The following is an 18717-nucleotide window of genomic DNA, read 5'->3' on the forward strand; positions in this document are numbered from 1 at the left end:
GAAATCAATTATCCAACCTTCTTGCAGACAATCGCATGAGTGATTTCAAAGGTCGCATAGGTTGGGTTATCACTAAATGTAAGGTCTTTTAACACTACCGAATCGTCAGTAATCGGTAAAGACGAACTGACCAAAGCTACGCCCATTCCCATGCCCACCAAACCTACAAGTAGTTCAATACTAGACACTTCTTGAACAATTTGTGGCTCACGATGAAAGCCCGCAGTCTTGCAACGGCGTTCAATTTCGTCATAAAGCGTATATAAATTGCGCTGAACTTCTATCCAACGTTCGTTACGTAACTGTCCGATTTTGATTTTCTTGTAGTTGGCTAAGGGATGTTTGCTCGATAAGAGCACTTTCAAAGAGTTTGGCTCGGTATATCTAGGCGAAAGGTTGGGAAAAAGGAGTGGAAAATGAGTAATTCCCAAGGTTATATCATCACGTATCAATCCTTCTTGTACAGCCTCAGCGGTAGAATACTCCACCAATTTTATGAGAGAATCAGGATACCATTCTTGTACTTTTTGAGTAAACTCAATGACTTTCGTTTTTGGGAAAAGTCGGTAATATCCTAAGCTAATTTGCTTTGATTTTGTGCCCAACTTTTTGGTATTCTCTAACATACGGTCAAATTGCTCCGTAAATCTTGAGGCATCTTTTAGGAGAAAAAATCCTGCTTCGGTTAATTCTACTTTTTTATGTAGTTGTCTTTTGTTTTTATCAAACAACTCAATACCTAGTTCTTGCTCAATAAGATTGATTTGTTTGGTCAATGCAGGTTGTGAAATACAAAGGTTTTCAGCTGCTCGACCAAAATGCAACTCTCGTGCTACCTCAAGAAAATATTTGAGTTGTCGTAACTCCATGTGGATGCTTATTGAGTGATAGGAAGGGACACTTCTATTTTGGATTGCGGATTTGAGATTGCGGATTTCGGAGTTAGAAATGCACCTCTATCCTGTATAAAAAACAGGATAAAATCCGAAATCAAATATCCGAAATCCAAAATCATAATGAGCCTCTCATATTGAGATAAAAGGGGTTTTCGATATGTTCTTTCGAAGAGTTAAGTACCAATTTGGCGGCGGTAACACCCATAGCCTCGAAATCGGTAGAGATGGTTGTTAAGCCTTTCATAATAAACTTTTTGAGTGGTGTTTCGTTGTAAGAAATAATACCTACATGCTCGCCAACAGTCAGATTTAATACGATAATTTTTTCCAATAACTGCACCAAATCATCTTCCATCAAACTAATGAAAACCTCTCCTTCGTTGACAGGTTCCTCAGCCAAATCATGCACAATGTGATGGTTGAAGGCATAGTTACTGCAAAAAGTTTTGAAGCCTTTCAAGATTTCCTGAGGATAATAGCTATGCTCAGGAAAGACTAATTTAATAGTGTGGTACTTACTCAAAGCATCCAAAGCTTGGCTCAATGAGTTAAAAATATCTTTTTCAAAGTTTTCATACACAGCCCCATAATTCCCCTGAATCTCTTTGACTTTTTTATCAATAATAATCAGTTTGTCTTTGGGGAGCTGATCTAGCAATTTATACGCTTTTTCTTCCTCATCAATAAAATGCGGAATCACAACATAATGTGTATAATTGCTTTTTTGTTGTCCCAGTAGTTTACTAAAAAGTACGTAATCGTTGTTGTAAATATAAAAGTCAATAGCCGCTTTGTCGCCCAGTGTTTTGACAAAAGCATCATAAATGATTTTCTTGTGTGGACTCAACTTATTGAATACCAAGAAAATCTTGAGTTCTTGTGACAAAAAAGTACTTGCCACAAAATAGCCTTTTCCTGGCGACGACGTCAATACGCCCAACTTACGAAGTTCGTTATAGCCTTTTTCGACAGTAATACGTGAAATATCGAACTCGATACTTAGTTCGTTTATCGAGGGCAATAAATCCCCAGTAGTGAGGATACCCTGTCTAATAGCACTAAGTACCGAGTTGACAAGTTGCTGATATTTCGGGGTTGCCGAAAATTCATCAATATTCAAATGTTCTAAAAAACGCTCTTTTTTCATAGAGAATTACCAATACCGACAATAATCACCGATAAAAGGATAATACCAATACCTGTTAAAATAGTACGGAAAATTGATTTTGAAACACCTTTCCATTCACCCAATACGATACCCCAGCAGTTAGAAGTTAGGATAATAGTTGCCATGTGCAAAATCCATGAACTAGCGCCATTACCTAATTTGCTTTCGCCCATTCCATAGAAGAAAAACTGCAAAAACCATGTTGTACCAGCAACCGCTGCAAAAGCATAGTTTTTCTTTAAAGGAGCTTTTGAGTTTAAATAGTCACCAAATGTTTTGTTACGTGTGTTAAGATACATACACCATACAAAATTGGTCACAAATCCACCCCAAAGTACCACTACAAAGATAACATTGTTTTGGAATAATGGATTACAGCCTTTTGCTACTGCTGTTTCGGCCATGGCCTTTCCAGCTTCAATACCAAAGTTAAAACAAGCACTCATCATGCCCGAAATCGTAGCTACGATAAGCCCTTTGGTAAGGTTAAATTCTTTAATCGTTTCTGTTTTTTGTTCTTCGGTAAGTTCTCTTTCCTTCATCATCCCAGCCTTACCACAAACCATGATACCACCTAAACAAACCAAAATACCTAATAATACGACTTGTCCTCCAGTATGACTAATCATATATGAGAAAGTTCCCTCAACGTCATTAGTAAATACATCACGATATACCGCAGGTAACAAAGAACCAAATGTAGAACATAAACTCAAGGCGATAGACATACCCAAAGACATACCCAAATAACGCATAGCCAAACCGAAGGTCAAACCACCGATACCCCAAAGTAAGCCCATCAAAAATGTCCAAAAAATCACACCTTGATCGGTCGTTTTAATAATCGTCATAAAATCAGGAATGGTAAGATAGGCAGCCAAGTATGGTACTAATAGCCACGATACAACACCACCCACAATCCAAGCACTCTCCCATGCCCATGATTTAACACGATTGTAAGGGATATAAAAACTCCCAGAAGCAAAACCACCCACCGAGTGGAAAATAACGCCAAGAATAGATTCCATAAAAAGGTCTTTTTACATAGTCTAAGATTTACGTCGATGTGGAACAACCTGCAAACCTTAAAATTGTGATTATATGAAGTTTGATTATTGAAAAACAAATATTATTCTACAAATATAACCCTTCATGCACCTTATAACTGTCCTAAGGCATCTTTGAATATTGCAGTTTTTTAATTACCAAAATTTATATTTAAAATAACTATGGGTTATTTTTCTACTCGAAATTTATCCTATTTTTTTGTCTTCTATCAAAACAATATATCACTGTGACTACAAGAGAGTTGTACTTTAATAAGTATTTAGTTTTTAATCCTTAGAAGCTATTCTTTTGAAAAACAATTTTTTGTATATTCCATTAAGTGTAGTCGACATTTCAATAAATATCATTATTCAAGGGAAGTAGTCGGGTAGTTATAAGAAAAATAAAAGTTAGCACAACGATAAAAAACATGTTACTATCGTCGTTCATAAGATTGTTGACTTTATTGTGAGGCAGTTTATTTTTGATAAAAACCCTCTCTTTCTCCTCAATTGTATTTAATCTCCAATCTATATATGATTAAACTTATGGAAAAACAACCTCTTTTTACTGAGAAACAACGCTTTAACCAATGGTGGATGTGGTTGATTTTGTTTGTCACCAACGGTATTTTCATTTATGGATGGATTCAACAAATCTATTTAAAAATTCCTTTTGGGGACCACCCCATGAGTAATACAGGATTATGGATTGCCGTATTAGCGATGTTAGCGTTTACGCTATTTATGCGCTCTTTTTGTCTAGAAACAAGCATATATGAGGATGGTATTTATGTACGATTTGTTCCACTTCAAAAAAGCTTCAGAATCTATCAATGGGATATGCTTGAGGAAGTTTATGTACGAAAATATGCTCCACTATCAGAATATGGTGGCTGGGGTTATCGAGTAGGATTTGGAAATGCAGGTGGCGCTTTGAATATAGCTGGAGATATGGGAATTCAATTGGTTTTTAAAGATAAAATGTCTTTACTCATTGGGACGCAAAAACCAGAAGAAGCCCAAAAAGCTTTAACATTAATCAATTTGTCGCAAGTAGAATAATTGAGTGGTTGAGTGATTACTTTAATTGAATTTTAAAATAATCACTCAACCACTCAGTCACTCAATAAGTAAACTCCATCCAGTAACCGTCAGGGTCTTGGATAAAAATTTGGGGGACACCATCTGGGCGCATTTTGGGTCCTACCATGGGTATTTTTTTAGCCTTCAAAAAGGCTTCGCACTCTTCAATATCTTCTACTTCTAAAGCAAAATGATTACGTCTTGTACCTCCAACGATAATGTCATCGGTACGCCCTGCAATCAGATGTAAAGTATGCGTACCCAATGCATACCAAGCTCCCTCAAAATCAAAAGCTGGACGAGCTACTTCTGGCAATTCTAATACATTTCCATAAAACTCTTTCGACGCCTCTAGGTCCTTGACAAAAAGGGCGATATGATTAATCTCTTTGATTTTCATAGTGTTGTAAAAACAAATGCACACACGCCAAAACGTATGTGCATTTGTTCAAAAACTGATACTAAAGTTTAATACCTATCTTTTAGGGAAATTAGGCAATTTCATTTTACCATCTTGTACACGGTTCATCATACGCATCATTTTGCGCATTTCTTCAAACTGCTTCAACAAGTTGTTGATTTGTTGAACCGAAGTACCCGAACCAGCAGCAATACGTTTCTTGCGAGACATATCCAATAACTCAGGTTTCTGACGCTCTTTTGGGGTCATTGACTGAATAATTGCCTCAATTGGTGTGAAAGAATCATTCGAAATATCAACGTCTTTGATAGCTTGCCCCATCCCTGGAATCATACCCATCAAATCTTTGATATTACCCATTTTCTTGATTTGTTGCAATTGAGAGTAGAAGTCCTCAAAACTAAATTGGTTTTGACGGATTTTCTTATTGATACGCTCTGCTTCTTCTTCGTCAAAGGCATTTTGAGCTCTTTCAACCAAGGAAAGCACGTCACCCATACCCAAAATACGGCTAGCCATACGATCTGGGTAGAATTGGTCAAGAGCATCCATTTTCTCACCTGTCGAGATAAACTTGATTGGTTTCTCAACTACGTGACGAATAGAAAGCGCCGCACCACCACGAGCATCACCATCCAACTTGGTCAAAACTACCCCGTCAAAATTCAAACGGTCGTTGAATGCCTTTGCAGTATTTACTGCATCCTGACCTGTCATAGAGTCTACTACAAACAAGGTTTCAGATGGTTTGATAGCTTCTTTTACTGCTGCAATCTCATTCATCATAGCCTCATCTACAGCCAAACGACCCGCAGTATCGACAATGATTACTTTTTTACCTATTTTGCGAGCATACTCCAACGCATTTTGGGCAATTTGTACAGCATTTTTGTTTTCTGGTTCAGAATAAACCTCTACTTCTACTTGCTCACCTAATACCTTCAACTGGTCAATCGCCGCAGGACGGTAAATATCGCAAGCTACCAAGAGTACGTTACGACCCGATTTTTTGAGGTATTGAGCTAACTTACCAGAGAATGTAGTTTTACCAGAACCTTGCAAACCAGCAATCAAGATAACAGAAGGGTCTGATTTGAGGTTGATACCTTGTACTTGAGAACCCATCAATTTTACGAGCTCATCATGTACAATTTTTACCAACATCTGACCTGGGTCAACTGCAATCACGATTTTTTGACCCATCGCTTCATCCTTGATGCGGTCGGTAATTTCTTTCGCTACTTTGTAGTTAACATCGGCATCCATCAAAGCGCGACGGATTTCTTTCACTGTAGCGGCTACGTTAACGTCCGTGATACGTCCCTTACCTTTAAGGGTACGCATTGCGGTATTAAGTTTATTACTTAAATTCTCAAACATTGTCGGTTATAGCTAAAAATCTTATAGTTCATTCTATAGAACCGCAAAGGTACAAAAAAAATTAAGCATTAGTAGTTTCATAAATTGCTAATTATTATCTTGTAATAGATATACCTACCTCCAATTTATACTTACAAACTTTATATCCTTCCCATCAGATTTACAGTGGCTTGCAGACAAACAATGAGTTTGACTTGCTACAATCCTTGATAATTATTGTTTTTGTTCACCTTTTATTGTCATTGATATACCTATCTCCCTAAAATAATTTTGTGCACTCAATTTATTGTATTACAAGTATTTACAGCACCAATAAAACTTTTTTGTTTCACCAAATACATACAATACTAATATGAAAGCACCTCAATTCATCCTTTACGTAGTTTTCCTAATCTGTTCAAGTTTTCTATCAAAAGCTCAATTTATCAGCATCGACGAAGCTCGCCATAAAGAAGTAAAAAAAGCTGAAAAAGCAGGGCTTTTTGTGGATATTCATCAAGACGAAAAAAATCCTTTGATTTATAAAATTCTCATAAATCATACACAGTCTGAGTCAATTATGACTTACTTAAGGCCACGTAATTCTGCAGATTTCATTGAACAAAAAGAAGCCAATTTAAAAGATTCTCATGTGATGCTCAATTTGCACTTAGCAGGGCTTGAGGACGGAGAATATACTTTTGTGGTAAAAACGAATAATCAATTTTTCATTAAACATTTTCTTATTACCAGTGGAGATTTGGTGTGTGAAAAGGTTGGAGGCAAAGAGGTGTTGTCAATTAATCGACAAATCCAGACGGTAGATTAAATAAAGGAACAAAGCGTTATAGTAAAAAAAGGCACAAAGTGATTATGATACACTTTGTGCCTTTTTTACTATAACGCTGTTTACTTTTTGATTTTATTCAAAAATAATCGTTCTGTTTCCTGCAATAAATACTCTATCTTCTAGTACTAGCTTAAGCGCTTTGGCAAGAACAATTTTTTCAACATCACGACCAGCAGCAGCCATTTCGGTAGCCGTTTTGGTATGGTTTACAGAAATCACATCTTGGAAAATAATCGGTCCTTCATCCAAATCGTCGGTCACAAAGTGTGCCGTTGCACCAATAATCTTTACCCCACGCTCATACGCCTGACGATATGGATTAGCACCAATAAACGCTGGTAAAAATGAGTGGTGAATATTGATGACTTTTCCTGTATAACGTTCAGTAAAAGATGGGGTTAACACACGCATAAATTTGGCTAATACCAAATAATCAAAACTGTAGGTAGCTAACAATTCATGGATTTGGTTTTCATGCTCCAATCTCGACGCTTCGTCGGTTCCTTTGGCTGGAATATAATGGAAAGGAATACCAAAACGCTCAGTTAAGGAACGTAATACTTCATGATTGCCGATTACTGCTAAAATATTGATTGGCAAATCTTTGAACTCATTTCTAATCAATAAATCACTGATGCAATGATGCTCTTTAGTTACCAAAATCACTACATCTTTGATTTCTTTTTTGGAAAGGTCAATATTAGCGCCATTGGGCAAAATACCTCTTAATCCGTCCTCAATTTTTTCAGGGTCGCAATTCCCAGAAAAGGCCACACGCATAAAAAACTGATTGGTATCTCTTTCGACAAATTCGTCGGTTCTTTCTACATTGAGGTTATTAAAAAATAGTACTCCTGTGATTTTATGTACAAGCCCTTTTTCATCGGGGCAATCAATTCTTAGAATATAATCCGTCATTTCAAAATTTTTATAATGGCTAACAGTTAAACTATGCCGCTTTCACAAAATAGAATTTAACAGCCCGCAAAATTACTTATTCGTTTTACTAAATCGCTAATTGTTACAGAATTAAAATACAAAAACTATAGCCTAGAATGATTTGAGTCGTACGAGAAGTTGAGATACTCAACAGATAGCCTCAGCCCATCTTCAAATTTCCAAATCTTCAAATCTATCTTACATCTACAGTTGTATTTCCATTTTTACATATTCGATACCTTCTTTTATAAATGTATCTCCAACGGCATCGAGTCCAAATTTTTGATAGAATGGCAAGGCTGAAGTGCGGGCATGACACCAAAGTAATTGTACTTTATGTTTTTTCGAAAAATCAATCAAATGACCTAGCAGCGCCGAGCCAAAACCTCTTCCTTGTAAATGTTCGAGTGTAGCAAATTTCCGAAATTGTGCTTCTTGACCTTCAATAAATAAAGAAATCACAGATACTAATTCAGCATCAAGCCACAAGCCAAAGTGAATTCCATCTTCATCATTTTTGATTTTGACAAAGTCTAAAGGATAATCTGGCCACATAACTTTATGACGAATTGGCCAAGTTTGAGATGCTGATATTTGATGGACTATATGGGTCATAATGGATATTAGCGCTGTACGAAGGAATATAAAACTGTTTATTTCGGATATCGGATGTGGGATTTCGGAAGTGTAATCTTTTATATTTTGTAAAAAATAGAGGTGTTTTACTCTATTTCCGAAATCAGAAATCCCAAATCTGCAATAGCTGAAAATCCTTCGTACAACCTTAAATGGATATTTAAAATTGATAAGCCCCAAAGCTACAAGACAATAGTTACCCTCTATTTTAGCATTTTAGGATATTTGAAAAAGCTCAAACCTAAAGAAAAAAATGCTAACTATATATTTTTTAGCAATGCTTTTCTGAAAAAACTATTGATTCTCACCTAATAATGTTCCCTACGTATCATAACATTCCGTACATTTGCAGTCGAAATGCGCAAACTATTCACGCATCATTAATAACGCATAACGTTTTCATACAAAAATGGGAAAAATTAAAGTTGAAAATCCTGTCGTTGAGCTTGATGGCGACGAAATGACTAGAATTATCTGGAAATTCATCAAGGATAAGTTAATCATTCCTTACTTGGATTTGGATATCAAATATTATGACTTGGGCATGGAGTACCGTGACGAAACCAATGACCAAGTTACTGTTGATGCAGCTGAGGCTATCAAAAAATACGGTGTAGGTATCAAATGTGCTACTATCACACCAGACGAAGCTCGTGTAAAAGAATTCAACTTGAAACAAATGTGGAAATCACCAAACGGTACAATCCGTAACATCTTGGATGGTACTGTGTTCCGTGAGCCTATCGTTTGTTCAAATGTTCCTAGATTAGTTCCAAACTGGACTGCTCCAATTATGATTGGTCGTCACGCTTTTGGTGATCAATACAGAGCAACTGACTTTTTGACAAAAGGTAAAGGTAAATTAACAGTTACTTTCACGCCAGAAGACGGTTCTGAACCACAAACTTTTGAAGTATTCAACTTCAAAAACGACGGTGTAGCATTAACAATGTACAACACTGACGAGTCTATTCGTGGTTTTGCTCACTCATGTTTCAACATGGCATTGAGCAAAGGATGGCCTTTATATTTATCTACAAAAAATACCATCTTGAAAAAATACGATGGTCGTTTCAAAGATATTTTTGAAGAAATCTACCAAGCTGATTACAAAGAGAAATTTGTAGCAGCAGGAATAGTTTACGAACACCGTTTGATCGATGACATGGTAGCTTCTGCCTTGAAATGGAATGGTAACTTCGTATGGGCTTGTAAAAACTACGATGGTGACGTTCAGTCAGATACAGTAGCACAAGGTTTTGGTTCATTAGGTTTGATGACTTCAGTATTGGTTACGCCAGATGGTACTGTAATGGAAGCTGAAGCCGCTCACGGAACTGTAACTCGTCACTACCGTGACCACCAAGCTGGAAAACCTACTTCTACTAACCCAATTGCATCTATCTTTGCTTGGACTCGTGGTTTGGAATTCCGTGGTAAATTAGACGGTAACCAAGAGTTGATCAACTTTAGCCAAACTTTGGAAAAAGTATGTATCGAAACAGTTGAGTCAGGTAAAATGACTAAAGACTTAGCAGTGTGTATCCACGGAAACAAAGTTTCTCATGGAGAACACTACTTATATACTGAAGAATTCTTGGCAGCAATCGACGAGAATTTGAAAGCTGCTTTAGCAAAATAATTTTTGCTAAAATAGTTTTGAGAGGCCAGCCTATTCGTATGATTAGGCTGGCTTTTTATTTTATGCATATTCATCCTCAAGTTTACTAGCACTCTTTTTCAAACATCTACAAGTTATCAATCGTTATCTCTATACCAACGCCATATATCTCTAACAGACAGTTTTTTTAGAGAAAAATGCTATCTTGGAATTTTCACTCATTAAAATGCTTCATCATTCATGAAAAAACACTACCTCCCGCTAATTTTATCCTTTGCACTTTTTACAGAAGCTAACGCTCAAAAAATCGTTCAGCGTGATCCAGCCATCGAACAACTCGTTGCTGAAGTAAATGCTGATAGTTTGCAATCACATATCAAGAAATTGGTAAGTTTTGACACTCGTCATACCATGAGTACCACTACTGAAGAGAAACGTGGGATTGGGGCTGCAAGACGTTGGGTATTAAGCCGATTCCAAGAATACGCCAAACAATCAGGTGGTCGCATGACCGCCATGATTGATTCGTGGGTGCTCAAACCAGATGGCAAGCGTGTCGATAAAGACCAAGATATGGGCAACGTCATGGGAATTTTGAAAGGAACAGACCCGAACGACGACCGTATATTTATCGTTTCGGGACACATCGACAGCCGTGTAACCAATGTCATGAATCGAGAAGCTACCGCCCCAGGAGCCAACGACGACGGTTCAGGAACAGCTACAGTGATTGAACTAGCTCGTGTGATGGCCAAAGCACAATTTCCTGCTACCGTAATCTTCTTGGTAGTGAGTGGTGAAGAACAAGGACTTCTTGGTGCTGATTATTTAGCCCAAAAAGCAGTCAACGAAAAATGGAATATCGAGGCCATTATGAACAATGATATTGTGGGTTCGAATAATAGCAATGAGACTAGAATTATCGACAATACTCGTGTTCGTATTTTTAGCGAAGGACTTCCTGCTTTTGAACTTGACAAAAAAGCAACAGGTATTCGCAATATGGGACAAGAAAACGATGGAAAAGCTCGTCAGTTAGCACGTTATGCGAAGGAAATTGGAGAAAGATATGTCGATAATTTGGAGGTAGTAATGGTATATCGCAACGACCGTTTTTTACGAGGTGGCGACCATACACCATTTGTAAATCGTGGTTTTGCAGCAGTTCGTGTCACTGAAATGAACGAAAACTTTGATCATCAGCACCAAGATTTACGCACTGAAAAAGGTACTCAATATGGCGATTTACCAGAGTTTATGGATTTTGAATATTTAAGAAAAAATACGGCTATGAATTTAGCAACGTTGGCTAACCTAGCAAAAGCTCCAACCACACCCCAGAATGTTACCATTGATACCAAATCCCTGACCAACAGTACTACTTTATTTTGGCAAGCACCCAAATCTGGCAAGGTAAAAGGGTACTATGTCTTAGTTCGTGAAACCTATCAACCGTTCTGGCAAAAGAAAATTTTTACTACTAAAAATGGCATCAATATTCCTTATTCGAAAGACCATTATTTCTTTGCTGTACAAGCTGTTGGCGAAGATGGTAACGAAAGTTTACCTATATTGCCAAAAGTGGGAATGTAAGATTCTGTAGGTGTGTTGATAAAAGAGCCAAGAAATCAGTGTTAATGCTGAGATTCTTGGCTCTTCCATTTAAACTATAAATTCGTAATTTCTTCCTCTGAAAGTCCTGTTAATTTTTGTATACTGGCAATATCAAGTCCCATCATTTTAGCTTGGCGAGCAATATTTCGTTGTCCTTCTTTCAATCCCTCTTGGATACCCTTTTCCATTCCCTCCTGAATTCCTTTTTCCATTCCCTCCTGAATTCCTTTTTCCATTCCCTCTTGAATTCCCTTTTCCATTCCCTCTTGAATTCCTTTCTCCATGCCCTCTTTTAAACCCTCTTTTAACCCTTCCTGCATACCTTTTAAGAGTCCTTCCTCATGGGCTGTTTCGACAGCATAATCGTAGGTGGCTTTATTGTCTCTAAATACTTTAAGACTGTATTCGTATCGTTCCCAATCTTCCCTATCCATTTTGGCTAGTTCAGCGACTTGAAAAGCGTGAGTAAATACTTCATCTTTAAACAACTCTGGAATGTTCTGAAAGTCTTCGAGGTTTTTGATAAAATACAACCATTTATCTAGTCTTGTAGCCAACTCATGTTCTTCTTTTTTGAAATTAGGCATTTCCAGATAGATATAAGTCAATTTATCATAAAAGACCTTTCCATGCTGATTTTTGAGATTGATGGTATGAACGACTTCTGATTTTTCAGGTTCAGATTCGTAATCATCAAAGGTGAAATCTAGTACTCCGATGCAGTACACCGCTTTTAGATTGTAGTTCCAAATACCTTTTTCTGCTTGTTCTCGAATCGGGAATGTGGAATAGTAAATGGTTCTTTCTCTGAAATAATTCTGTTTGGCTTTTTGCAACTCAACGATAAACTTTTCACCATTCTGATTTTCACAATAGATATCATAAATGGCTTTTCGGTCGTAGGGCGTAAAGCCTAATTGCTCATTGTTTTTGAAGGTGAGTTCTACGATTTGGTCTCTTTCGGGCAAAAGGGAATTCAGGAAGTCAATAAGTTGTGGCTTACTGGCTTCCTCACCAAAGATTTTTTTAAACCCGAAGTCTGTAAATGGATTAAGATATTTTGCTTTCATGTTTATAAAGGAGTAGTTCTAAAATTCAAAGTTAGACAATTTTTATGACTTAGTCTCCACTCATATATGGATTTGATTTTCAGCATTTTAAAACAAAATGATTATTCTCCTATGATTCAATTATATCTCTGTAAAAAGTAAATACATCCGAATCAAGATATTTGTTTGATTGACTCTCTGTAACACGAAATAGACTTTTTCCAATAAAAAATTATGAATTTCCGCAAAAACATTCAACTATTCAAAGAATACTCCTAAATTCAAGTGTTAATTCTGAAACAAAATGCCAGTTGTAAAACACTCTGATTACCAGCCTCCTCTATGGCTGCCAAATGGTCATTTCCAAACCATTTATCCTTCCTTGTTTCGTAAAGTAGATGGGATAAGTTATCAGCGTGTGCGTTTATCAACTCCTGACCATGATTTTTTGGACTTGGATTGGTCAAAAGTAAATCCTAACGAAACTCATTCACAGCGTCCACTTTTGATTTTATCCCATGGTCTCGAAGGCGATTCTACTCGACAATATATCACGGGCATGGTCAGGTTGTTTAACCAACATCAGTTTGACTGTTTGGCTTGGAATTTTCGTAGCTGTTCGGGAGAAATCAACAAGCAAGTTCGTTTTTATCATAGCGGCGCCACTGATGATTTAGACTTGGTAATCAAATACGCTGCACAAAATTATAAGGAAATATACCTGATGGGCTTCAGCTTAGGAGGCAATCTTACACTGAAGTATTTGGGTGAAAATGGCGAAAATCTTCGTCCTGAAATCAAAAAGGCTGTAACATTTTCCGTACCTTTGCACCTTTCTGGAAGTAGCTCCAAAATGGAAAGTTGGCAAGACTGGGTATATACCCGCCGTTTTAATAAAACTCTTACCAAAAAAATCCAAGAAAAGGCTGTTTACTTTCCTGAAAATATCAACACTACAAACTTGTCAAAAATACGCACCCTGCGTGATTTTGACAACTATTACACTTCACAACTTCACGGATTTAAAGATGCAGAAGACTATTATCAAAGAAATAGTTCCCTGTATTTTATTGAAAAAATTCAAATACCCACTTTAATAATTAATGCCCAAAATGACCCTTTTTTATCGAAAGAATGTTTTCCTTTCGATAAAGTCAGTCGCTTAGAAAAGGTATTTTTTCAAGCTCCTGAAAAAGGTGGACATTGCGGATTTATGCAAAAAGGCTATGAGGAAACCCTCTGGTCGGAATATCAAGCATTAAGCTTTTTATCCAAAAACTAGCAACGAGTACCAAATAGGTTAACCAATATATAAATAACTAGAGTTTCAAATCCGTAGGAAAAGGCTTTGACCCCTGACTTGCGACATACAGTAAGAACATGTTGACTAAAACAGCAGAACATCAAGTAAATTTCGTCATTGATTTTGACAGCACTTTCACGCAGGTAGAAGGTCTTGACGAATTAGCGGCCATTGCATTGGCAGGAAACAAAGACAGCGAAAAAATTGTCGGTGAAATCAAAGCGATTACAGACAAAGGTATGTTGGGTGAAATTGGTTTTGCTGATTCCTTGAAGGCGAGAGTTGCCTTATTGCCAGCACACCGCGACCATGTAAATACTTTGATTGAGTTTTTGATGGGTAAAATCTCCGACTCATTTGCACGTAACAGAGAGTTTATCTCGATGTATCGTGAAAATATCTACATTGTGTCGAGTGGTTTCAAGGATTTCATTGTTCCTGTAGCTGTGTCAATGGGCGTAAAAGAAGAAAATGTTTTTGCTAATACATTTACTTACGATGCCGAAGGAAACATCACGGGTTATGACGAAAGCAACTTACTTTCTCAAGATAAAGGTAAAGTAAAATTACTTCAAGCCTTGCAATTAGAAGGCGATGTATATGCAATTGGTGATGGCTATACCGACTATGAACTTCGTGAGTCTGGTTTGGCTAATAAGTTCTTCGCTTTCATCGAAAACATTGAGCGTCAAAAAGTTGTAGAAAAAGCTGATGAGGTTGTAGCTTCATTAGACGAATTCCTATATATCAATGGCTTGAGCCGTTCTCAATCTTATCCAAAATCAAAAATCAAGGTTTTATTGTTGGAAAACGTTCACCCAAAAGCTGTTGCAGCTTTCAAAAATGAAGGTTTTCAAGTAGAGTTATTGAAAGGTGCTTTGGACGAAGAAGAACTAATCGAGCGAATCAAAGGTGTTTCAATTTTAGGTTTACGTTCTAAAACTAATCTTACCAAACGTGTGCTTGAGCATCCAAATGCTAGTCGTTTGATGGCCGTTGGAGCATTCTGTATTGGTACAAACCAAATCGATTTAGCTGAATGTGAAAAACGTGGTATCGCCGTATTCAATGCACCATATTCTAACACTCGTTCGGTGGTAGAATTAGCCATTGGTGAAATGATTATGTTGACTCGTGACATTTTTACGAAGTCAAATAAAATGCACCAAGGGGTTTGGGACAAATCTGCGACTAACTCTTACGAAATCCGCGGTAAGAAGCTCGGCTTGGTAGGTTATGGTAGCATTGGTACTCAACTTTCGGTTATTGCCGAAGCAATGGGTATGGAAGTTTACTTCTACGATGCTGTTGATAAATTGGCTTTGGGTAATGCCAAAAAATGTAAAACTCTTGAAGAACTATTAAGCATTTCTGACTTTATCTCTATGCACGTTGATGGTCGTAAGACTAACTCAAACATTATTGGAGAAAAAGAATTTGCTATGATGAAAGACAATGTCATCTTCATCAACCTTTCAAGAGGTCATGTAGTAGATATTCCAGCTTTAGTAAATGCCTTGAAATCGGGTAAAGTTTGGGGAGCGGCTGTTGACGTATTCCCGTACGAACCAAAAACCAACGATGAGGAGTTTATTAACGAATTGCGTAGTTTGCCAAGAGTCATTTTGACTCCACACATTGGTGGCTCTACGGAAGAAGCTCAAGCAAATATCGGTGAATTTGTACCTAGTAAACTGTTGCAGTTCATGAACAACGGTAGCACTTATGGTTCGGTAAACTTCCCAGAATTGCAATTACCAGCATTGGAAGATGCACACCGTTTGTTGCACGTTCACCAAAACGTTCCAGGTATTTTGGCTAAAATCAACGGTATTTTTGCCAAATACAATGTCAACATCAAAGGTCAGTATCTCAAAACAACCAACAACATCGGTTATGTTATCACTGACGTAGCAAAAGAGTATGCAGACGAGATTGTAGAAGAGCTAAAAGGCTTAGATAATACCATCAAATTTAGAATGTTGTATTAAAATCTTGTATTCTGATATCTTTGTGCCACGTATTTCGTGGCACAAGTTTTTTATCCCTAGTCATAAGTTGACTCTGAAGTAGCATCCTATTTTGCTTGTGGAAGTCAGGATTTCAAACTCTTATTTGAAGTTACTGAAATTCAAAACCAATTTGAAAAATCCATTATTTACTGAACAAGATTAAAGAACTATTGATTCATGCGTAAAACGTACTTTACCCCAGGTCCAGCCGAACTTTTTCCAACTGTTGAACAACACTATCGCGATGCGTTTGACCTTCAATTAGGGTCTATCTCGCACCGTTCTGCTCAGTTTCGTAAGATTTATCAGCATACGGTAGAGCAACTTCGTACGCTGATGAATATCCCTGAATCATCGGGTATTTTCTTTACTGGCTCTGCAACAGAAATTTGGGAGAGAATCATCCAAAACACCGTAGAGTTTGAAAGTTTCCACTTGGTAAATGGCTCTTTTTCAAAGAAATTTTACGACTTCTCTGGAGAACTAGGCAAATTTGCTCACAAATACGAAAAACCATTTGGAGAGGGATTTGACTATGCGGAAATCGAAGTACCACAATATTCAGAATTAATTTGTACCACTGCCAACGAAACGTCTTCGGGTGTACAAATGCGCCCTTCTGAGATTCATAAACTCAAACGTGGCAATAAAGATAAATTCGTTGCTGTAGATATGGTATCGTCGGCTCCATATCCTGATTTAGACTTTGAATTGATAGATACAGCGTTTTTCTCTGTACAAAAATCATTTGGGATGCCTGCTGGTTTGGGCTGCTGGATTGCCAATCAAAGTATGCTCGATAAAGCTAAATCATTAAAGAAAAACGATGGTATCATCGGTACTTATCATACTTTACCTTCGCTTTGGAAAAACTTCGAGAAATTCGAAACACCAGAAACACCAAACGTAATGGGGATTTATGTATTAGGAAAAGTAGCCGAAGACATGAATAAAATTGGTATCGAAATGATTCGTAAAGAAACCGAGCGCAAAGCGAAAATGCTTTACGATTTTGCTACAAAATGTGATTACCTAGACATTTTCGTACAAAATCCTGAACACCGTTCGCAAACAGTAGTAGTAGTAAATACCGTAGGAAAATCTGCCGCTGACATTATCGATGCTGTCAAAACTTCTGATAATATGGTTATTGGCTCGGGTTATGGCGATTTTAAAGCTACACAACTTCGTATTGCCAACTTTGCAGCGGTTAATATCGAGCAAGTCGAAAGCTTAATCGAGGTAATGAAAAAGCTATAGTTCTTTATACGAATGCTAAGGTATTCAAACTATTGTAGATTTGGGATTTCTAATTTTGGAAACAGGAGTTTATTCTTTAATTTTTCGCAAAATATCAGTCAAAAATTAAGCTATACTTCTGAAATCTAACAGCAGTTAGTCTAAACATCCCTAATGCATTATCTTGAATTTTAGGATAAAAAAGGTGTTCGAAATTAGTTTTTCGAACGCCTTTTTTTGATGATGCATTCAAGAACATAATCACTTTAGACGTAAAGTATTACCTCTCTACCTGTAAAATTCTTATTCAAAATAATCATTCATCCGCTCAATCGCTAAATAGGACGGACATCGTAGCTTGTCTGTTCACTTGTTTGTCCCTATCTTTAGGCACATATTATGAGTGATTCACAATCATTATCACTCCTCAAAATTCTATCCTCAATTTAACAAATTACCTACTCCCGTGGAAAATACAATCTCAACCTCTCCTACTCGCTGGGGAATTATTGGCTGTGGAAAAATCGCTGAAAAATTTGCTGATGACCTCATGAGTGTTCCAAACGCTGTACTCAATGCGGTAGCTTCTCGTAGCCTCGAAAAAGCACAGGAATTTGCCAAGCCATACAACTGTCCCAACACGTTTGGTAGCTATGACGAACTAGCAAACAGTGGTCTTGTCGATGTGATTTATATTGCAACACCTCATGCGCAGCATTGTGAAAATACACTCATGTGCCTCGAAGCTGGTGTACCTGTATTATGCGAAAAAGCATTTGCTATCAATAGCCAAATGGTAAAAAGTATGATCGCTAAATCCCAAGAGAAACAAGTATTCTTGATGGAGGCTATCTGGACACGTTTCCATCCTGCTATTAATCAAATCAAAGAGATTATTGAAAATGGTACCATTGGAGAAATCAAACATATCGTAGCTGACTTCGGCTTTTTGGCGAATTATGACCCAAAAAGTCGTCTTTTCAACCCTGAATTGACTGGTGGTTCGTTGATGGATATTGGTATTTATCCTTTATTTATTAGTAAACTACTTTTGGGAATTCCTTCTCAAGTAAAAGCAGTCGGAGTTATGGCACCTACAGGCGTAGATATGAATATGTCTATTTCATTGGCATTTCCTAGTGGCGCAACGGCCTCTTTATTTTCAACACTAGCCGCTAAAACAGATACGACTTGTACGATTTATGGTACAAAAGGCAAAATCTTTATTCATGGTCGTTTCCATGAAACTTTTGGTTTTACCCTAACTATCGAAGGCGAAGAACCTCAAGAAATAGCAACCGAACGTAATGGCTGGGGCTATAGCTATGAAGCTATCGATGTACAGCGTTGTTTGGCAGAAGGGCGTATCGAAAACGATAAACTTCCTTTACAGTTTAGTCTAGAATTGATGGAACTTATGGACGAAATTCGTGCTCAAGTGGGCTTAAAATATCCTCAAGAGGTATAATACAAATTGA

General features: G+C 37.3%; 16 protein-coding genes. 8 read left to right on the top strand and 8 right to left on the bottom strand.

Going from position 1 to position 18717, the window contains the following annotated elements:
• Window positions 1–8 precede the first annotated feature (8 nt).
• The 3 genes from QM524_RS19755 to rhaT form a co-directional block, all read right to left on the bottom strand.
• Window positions 9–869, bottom strand: coding sequence for a LysR family transcriptional regulator (locus tag QM524_RS19755; RefSeq protein WP_283345868.1), 861 nt, complete (start codon window positions 867–869; stop codon window positions 9–11).
• Between the two features lie 142 nt (window positions 870–1011).
• Window positions 1012–2043, bottom strand: coding sequence for a GntR family transcriptional regulator (locus QM524_RS19760; protein WP_095162060.1), 1032 nt, complete (start codon window positions 2041–2043; stop codon window positions 1012–1014).
• Window positions 2040–3092: an L-rhamnose/proton symporter RhaT gene (rhaT, locus tag QM524_RS19765; RefSeq protein WP_095162058.1), complete on the bottom strand. Its 1053-nt coding sequence runs from the start codon at window positions 3090–3092 to the stop codon at window positions 2040–2042. Before rhaT ends, QM524_RS19760 begins: the two co-directional genes overlap by 4 nt.
• A gap of 567 nt (window positions 3093–3659) precedes the next feature.
• On the opposite strand from rhaT, the gene QM524_RS19770 reads away from it, so the two are divergent.
• A complete protein-coding gene (locus tag QM524_RS19770; protein WP_283345869.1) occupies window positions 3660–4175 on the top strand; it encodes a hypothetical protein in 516 nt (171 codons plus the stop codon).
• Window positions 4176–4236: 61 nt separating this feature from the next.
• On the opposite strand, the gene QM524_RS19775 is transcribed toward QM524_RS19770, so the two are convergent.
• Both QM524_RS19775 and ffh read right to left on the bottom strand, forming a co-directional pair.
• The gene (locus QM524_RS19775) at window positions 4237–4596 is read right to left on the bottom strand and encodes a VOC family protein (RefSeq protein ID WP_095162051.1); all 360 of its coding nucleotides are present in this window, start codon (window positions 4594–4596) and stop codon (window positions 4237–4239) included.
• A gap of 75 nt (window positions 4597–4671) precedes the next feature.
• Window positions 4672–5997: a signal recognition particle protein gene (gene ffh / locus QM524_RS19780; protein ID WP_283345870.1), complete on the bottom strand. Its 1326-nt coding sequence runs from the start codon at window positions 5995–5997 to the stop codon at window positions 4672–4674.
• A 352-nt stretch (window positions 5998–6349) separates the two neighbouring features.
• Between ffh and QM524_RS19785 the strand changes: the two genes are divergently transcribed.
• Window positions 6350–6805 (top strand): hypothetical protein, encoded by a 456-nt coding sequence (locus tag QM524_RS19785; protein ID WP_166579777.1) that lies wholly within the window; start codon window positions 6350–6352, stop codon window positions 6803–6805.
• Window positions 6806–6898: 93 nt separating this feature from the next.
• Here QM524_RS19785 and purU read toward each other — a convergent pair whose 3' ends face one another.
• Together purU and QM524_RS19795 are read right to left on the bottom strand one after the other, a co-directional pair.
• Window positions 6899–7744 carry a formyltetrahydrofolate deformylase gene (gene purU, locus QM524_RS19790; RefSeq protein WP_166579776.1) on the bottom strand — a complete coding sequence of 282 codons (846 nt, stop codon included), beginning with the start codon at window positions 7742–7744 and terminating at the stop codon, window positions 6899–6901.
• Window positions 7745–7969: 225 nt separating this feature from the next.
• Window positions 7970–8380 (bottom strand): GNAT family N-acetyltransferase, encoded by a 411-nt coding sequence (locus QM524_RS19795; RefSeq protein WP_283345871.1) that lies wholly within the window; start codon window positions 8378–8380, stop codon window positions 7970–7972.
• Window positions 8381–8810: 430 nt separating this feature from the next.
• Here QM524_RS19795 and QM524_RS19800 point away from each other — a divergent pair, with 430 nt between their 5' ends.
• Together QM524_RS19800 and QM524_RS19805 are read left to right on the top strand one after the other, a co-directional pair.
• Complete coding sequence (locus QM524_RS19800; RefSeq protein WP_166550332.1) at window positions 8811–10043, top strand: isocitrate dehydrogenase (NADP(+)); 1233 nt, start codon at window positions 8811–8813, stop codon at window positions 10041–10043.
• Between the two features lie 219 nt (window positions 10044–10262).
• Entirely contained in the window at window positions 10263–11615 is a 1353-nt protein-coding gene (locus QM524_RS19805) for a M28 family metallopeptidase (protein ID WP_283345872.1), read from the top strand.
• 74 nt (window positions 11616–11689) lie between these two features.
• Here the strand turns inward: QM524_RS19805 and QM524_RS19810 are convergent, their stop codons facing one another.
• Window positions 11690–12706, bottom strand: coding sequence for an Rpn family recombination-promoting nuclease/putative transposase (locus QM524_RS19810; protein WP_283345873.1), 1017 nt, complete (start codon window positions 12704–12706; stop codon window positions 11690–11692).
• A 283-nt stretch (window positions 12707–12989) separates the two neighbouring features.
• Here QM524_RS19810 and QM524_RS19815 point away from each other — a divergent pair, with 283 nt between their 5' ends.
• The 4 genes from QM524_RS19815 to QM524_RS19830 all read left to right on the top strand — a co-directional run bounded on the left by QM524_RS19815 (window position 12990) and on the right by QM524_RS19830 (window position 18707).
• Window positions 12990–13967, top strand: a complete 978-nt coding sequence (locus QM524_RS19815; RefSeq protein ID WP_283345874.1) for a YheT family hydrolase — start codon at window positions 12990–12992, stop codon at window positions 13965–13967.
• A gap of 98 nt (window positions 13968–14065) precedes the next feature.
• A complete protein-coding gene (gene serA, locus QM524_RS19820; RefSeq protein ID WP_283345875.1) occupies window positions 14066–15979 on the top strand; it encodes a phosphoglycerate dehydrogenase in 1914 nt (637 codons plus the stop codon).
• Between the two features lie 198 nt (window positions 15980–16177).
• Window positions 16178–17260 carry an aminotransferase class V-fold PLP-dependent enzyme gene (locus tag QM524_RS19825; RefSeq protein WP_283345876.1) on the top strand — a complete coding sequence of 361 codons (1083 nt, stop codon included), beginning with the start codon at window positions 16178–16180 and terminating at the stop codon, window positions 17258–17260.
• A 445-nt stretch (window positions 17261–17705) separates the two neighbouring features.
• On the top strand, window positions 17706–18707 hold the full coding sequence (locus tag QM524_RS19830) for a Gfo/Idh/MocA family protein (protein WP_283345877.1): 1002 nt from the start codon (window positions 17706–17708) through the stop codon (window positions 18705–18707).
• Window positions 18708–18717: the final 10 nt, after the last annotated feature.

The sequence above is a fragment of the Flectobacillus roseus genome (assembly GCF_030056595.1).
GTDB lineage: Bacteria > Bacteroidota > Bacteroidia > Cytophagales > Spirosomataceae > Flectobacillus > Flectobacillus roseus.

What these genes read in the sequence shown, in the direction of transcription:
- QM524_RS19810 (WP_283345873.1), bottom strand. Translation starts at nt 12,706, where the DNA reads ATGAAAGCAAAATATCTTAATCCATTTACAGACTTCGGGTTTAAAAAA.
- QM524_RS19785 (WP_166579777.1), top strand. Translation starts at nt 6,350, where the DNA reads ATGAAAGCACCTCAATTCATCCTTTACGTAGTTTTCCTAATCTGTTCA.
- QM524_RS19815 (WP_283345874.1), top strand. Translation starts at nt 12,990, where the DNA reads ATGCCAGTTGTAAAACACTCTGATTACCAGCCTCCTCTATGGCTGCCA.
- QM524_RS19805 (WP_283345872.1), top strand. Translation starts at nt 10,263, where the DNA reads ATGAAAAAACACTACCTCCCGCTAATTTTATCCTTTGCACTTTTTACA.
- rhaT (WP_095162058.1), bottom strand. Translation starts at nt 3,092, where the DNA reads ATGGAATCTATTCTTGGCGTTATTTTCCACTCGGTGGGTGGTTTTGCT.
- ffh (WP_283345870.1), bottom strand. Translation starts at nt 5,997, where the DNA reads ATGTTTGAGAATTTAAGTAATAAACTTAATACCGCAATGCGTACCCTT.
- QM524_RS19770 (WP_283345869.1), top strand. Translation starts at nt 3,660, where the DNA reads ATGGAAAAACAACCTCTTTTTACTGAGAAACAACGCTTTAACCAATGG.
- serA (WP_283345875.1), top strand. Translation starts at nt 14,066, where the DNA reads ATGTTGACTAAAACAGCAGAACATCAAGTAAATTTCGTCATTGATTTT.
- QM524_RS19775 (WP_095162051.1), bottom strand. Translation starts at nt 4,596, where the DNA reads ATGAAAATCAAAGAGATTAATCATATCGCCCTTTTTGTCAAGGACCTA.
- QM524_RS19755 (WP_283345868.1), bottom strand. Translation starts at nt 869, where the DNA reads ATGGAGTTACGACAACTCAAATATTTTCTTGAGGTAGCACGAGAGTTG.
- QM524_RS19825 (WP_283345876.1), top strand. Translation starts at nt 16,178, where the DNA reads ATGCGTAAAACGTACTTTACCCCAGGTCCAGCCGAACTTTTTCCAACT.
- QM524_RS19760 (WP_095162060.1), bottom strand. Translation starts at nt 2,043, where the DNA reads ATGAAAAAAGAGCGTTTTTTAGAACATTTGAATATTGATGAATTTTCG.
- purU (WP_166579776.1), bottom strand. Translation starts at nt 7,744, where the DNA reads ATGACGGATTATATTCTAAGAATTGATTGCCCCGATGAAAAAGGGCTT.
- QM524_RS19800 (WP_166550332.1), top strand. Translation starts at nt 8,811, where the DNA reads ATGGGAAAAATTAAAGTTGAAAATCCTGTCGTTGAGCTTGATGGCGAC.
- QM524_RS19795 (WP_283345871.1), bottom strand. Translation starts at nt 8,380, where the DNA reads ATGACCCATATAGTCCATCAAATATCAGCATCTCAAACTTGGCCAATT.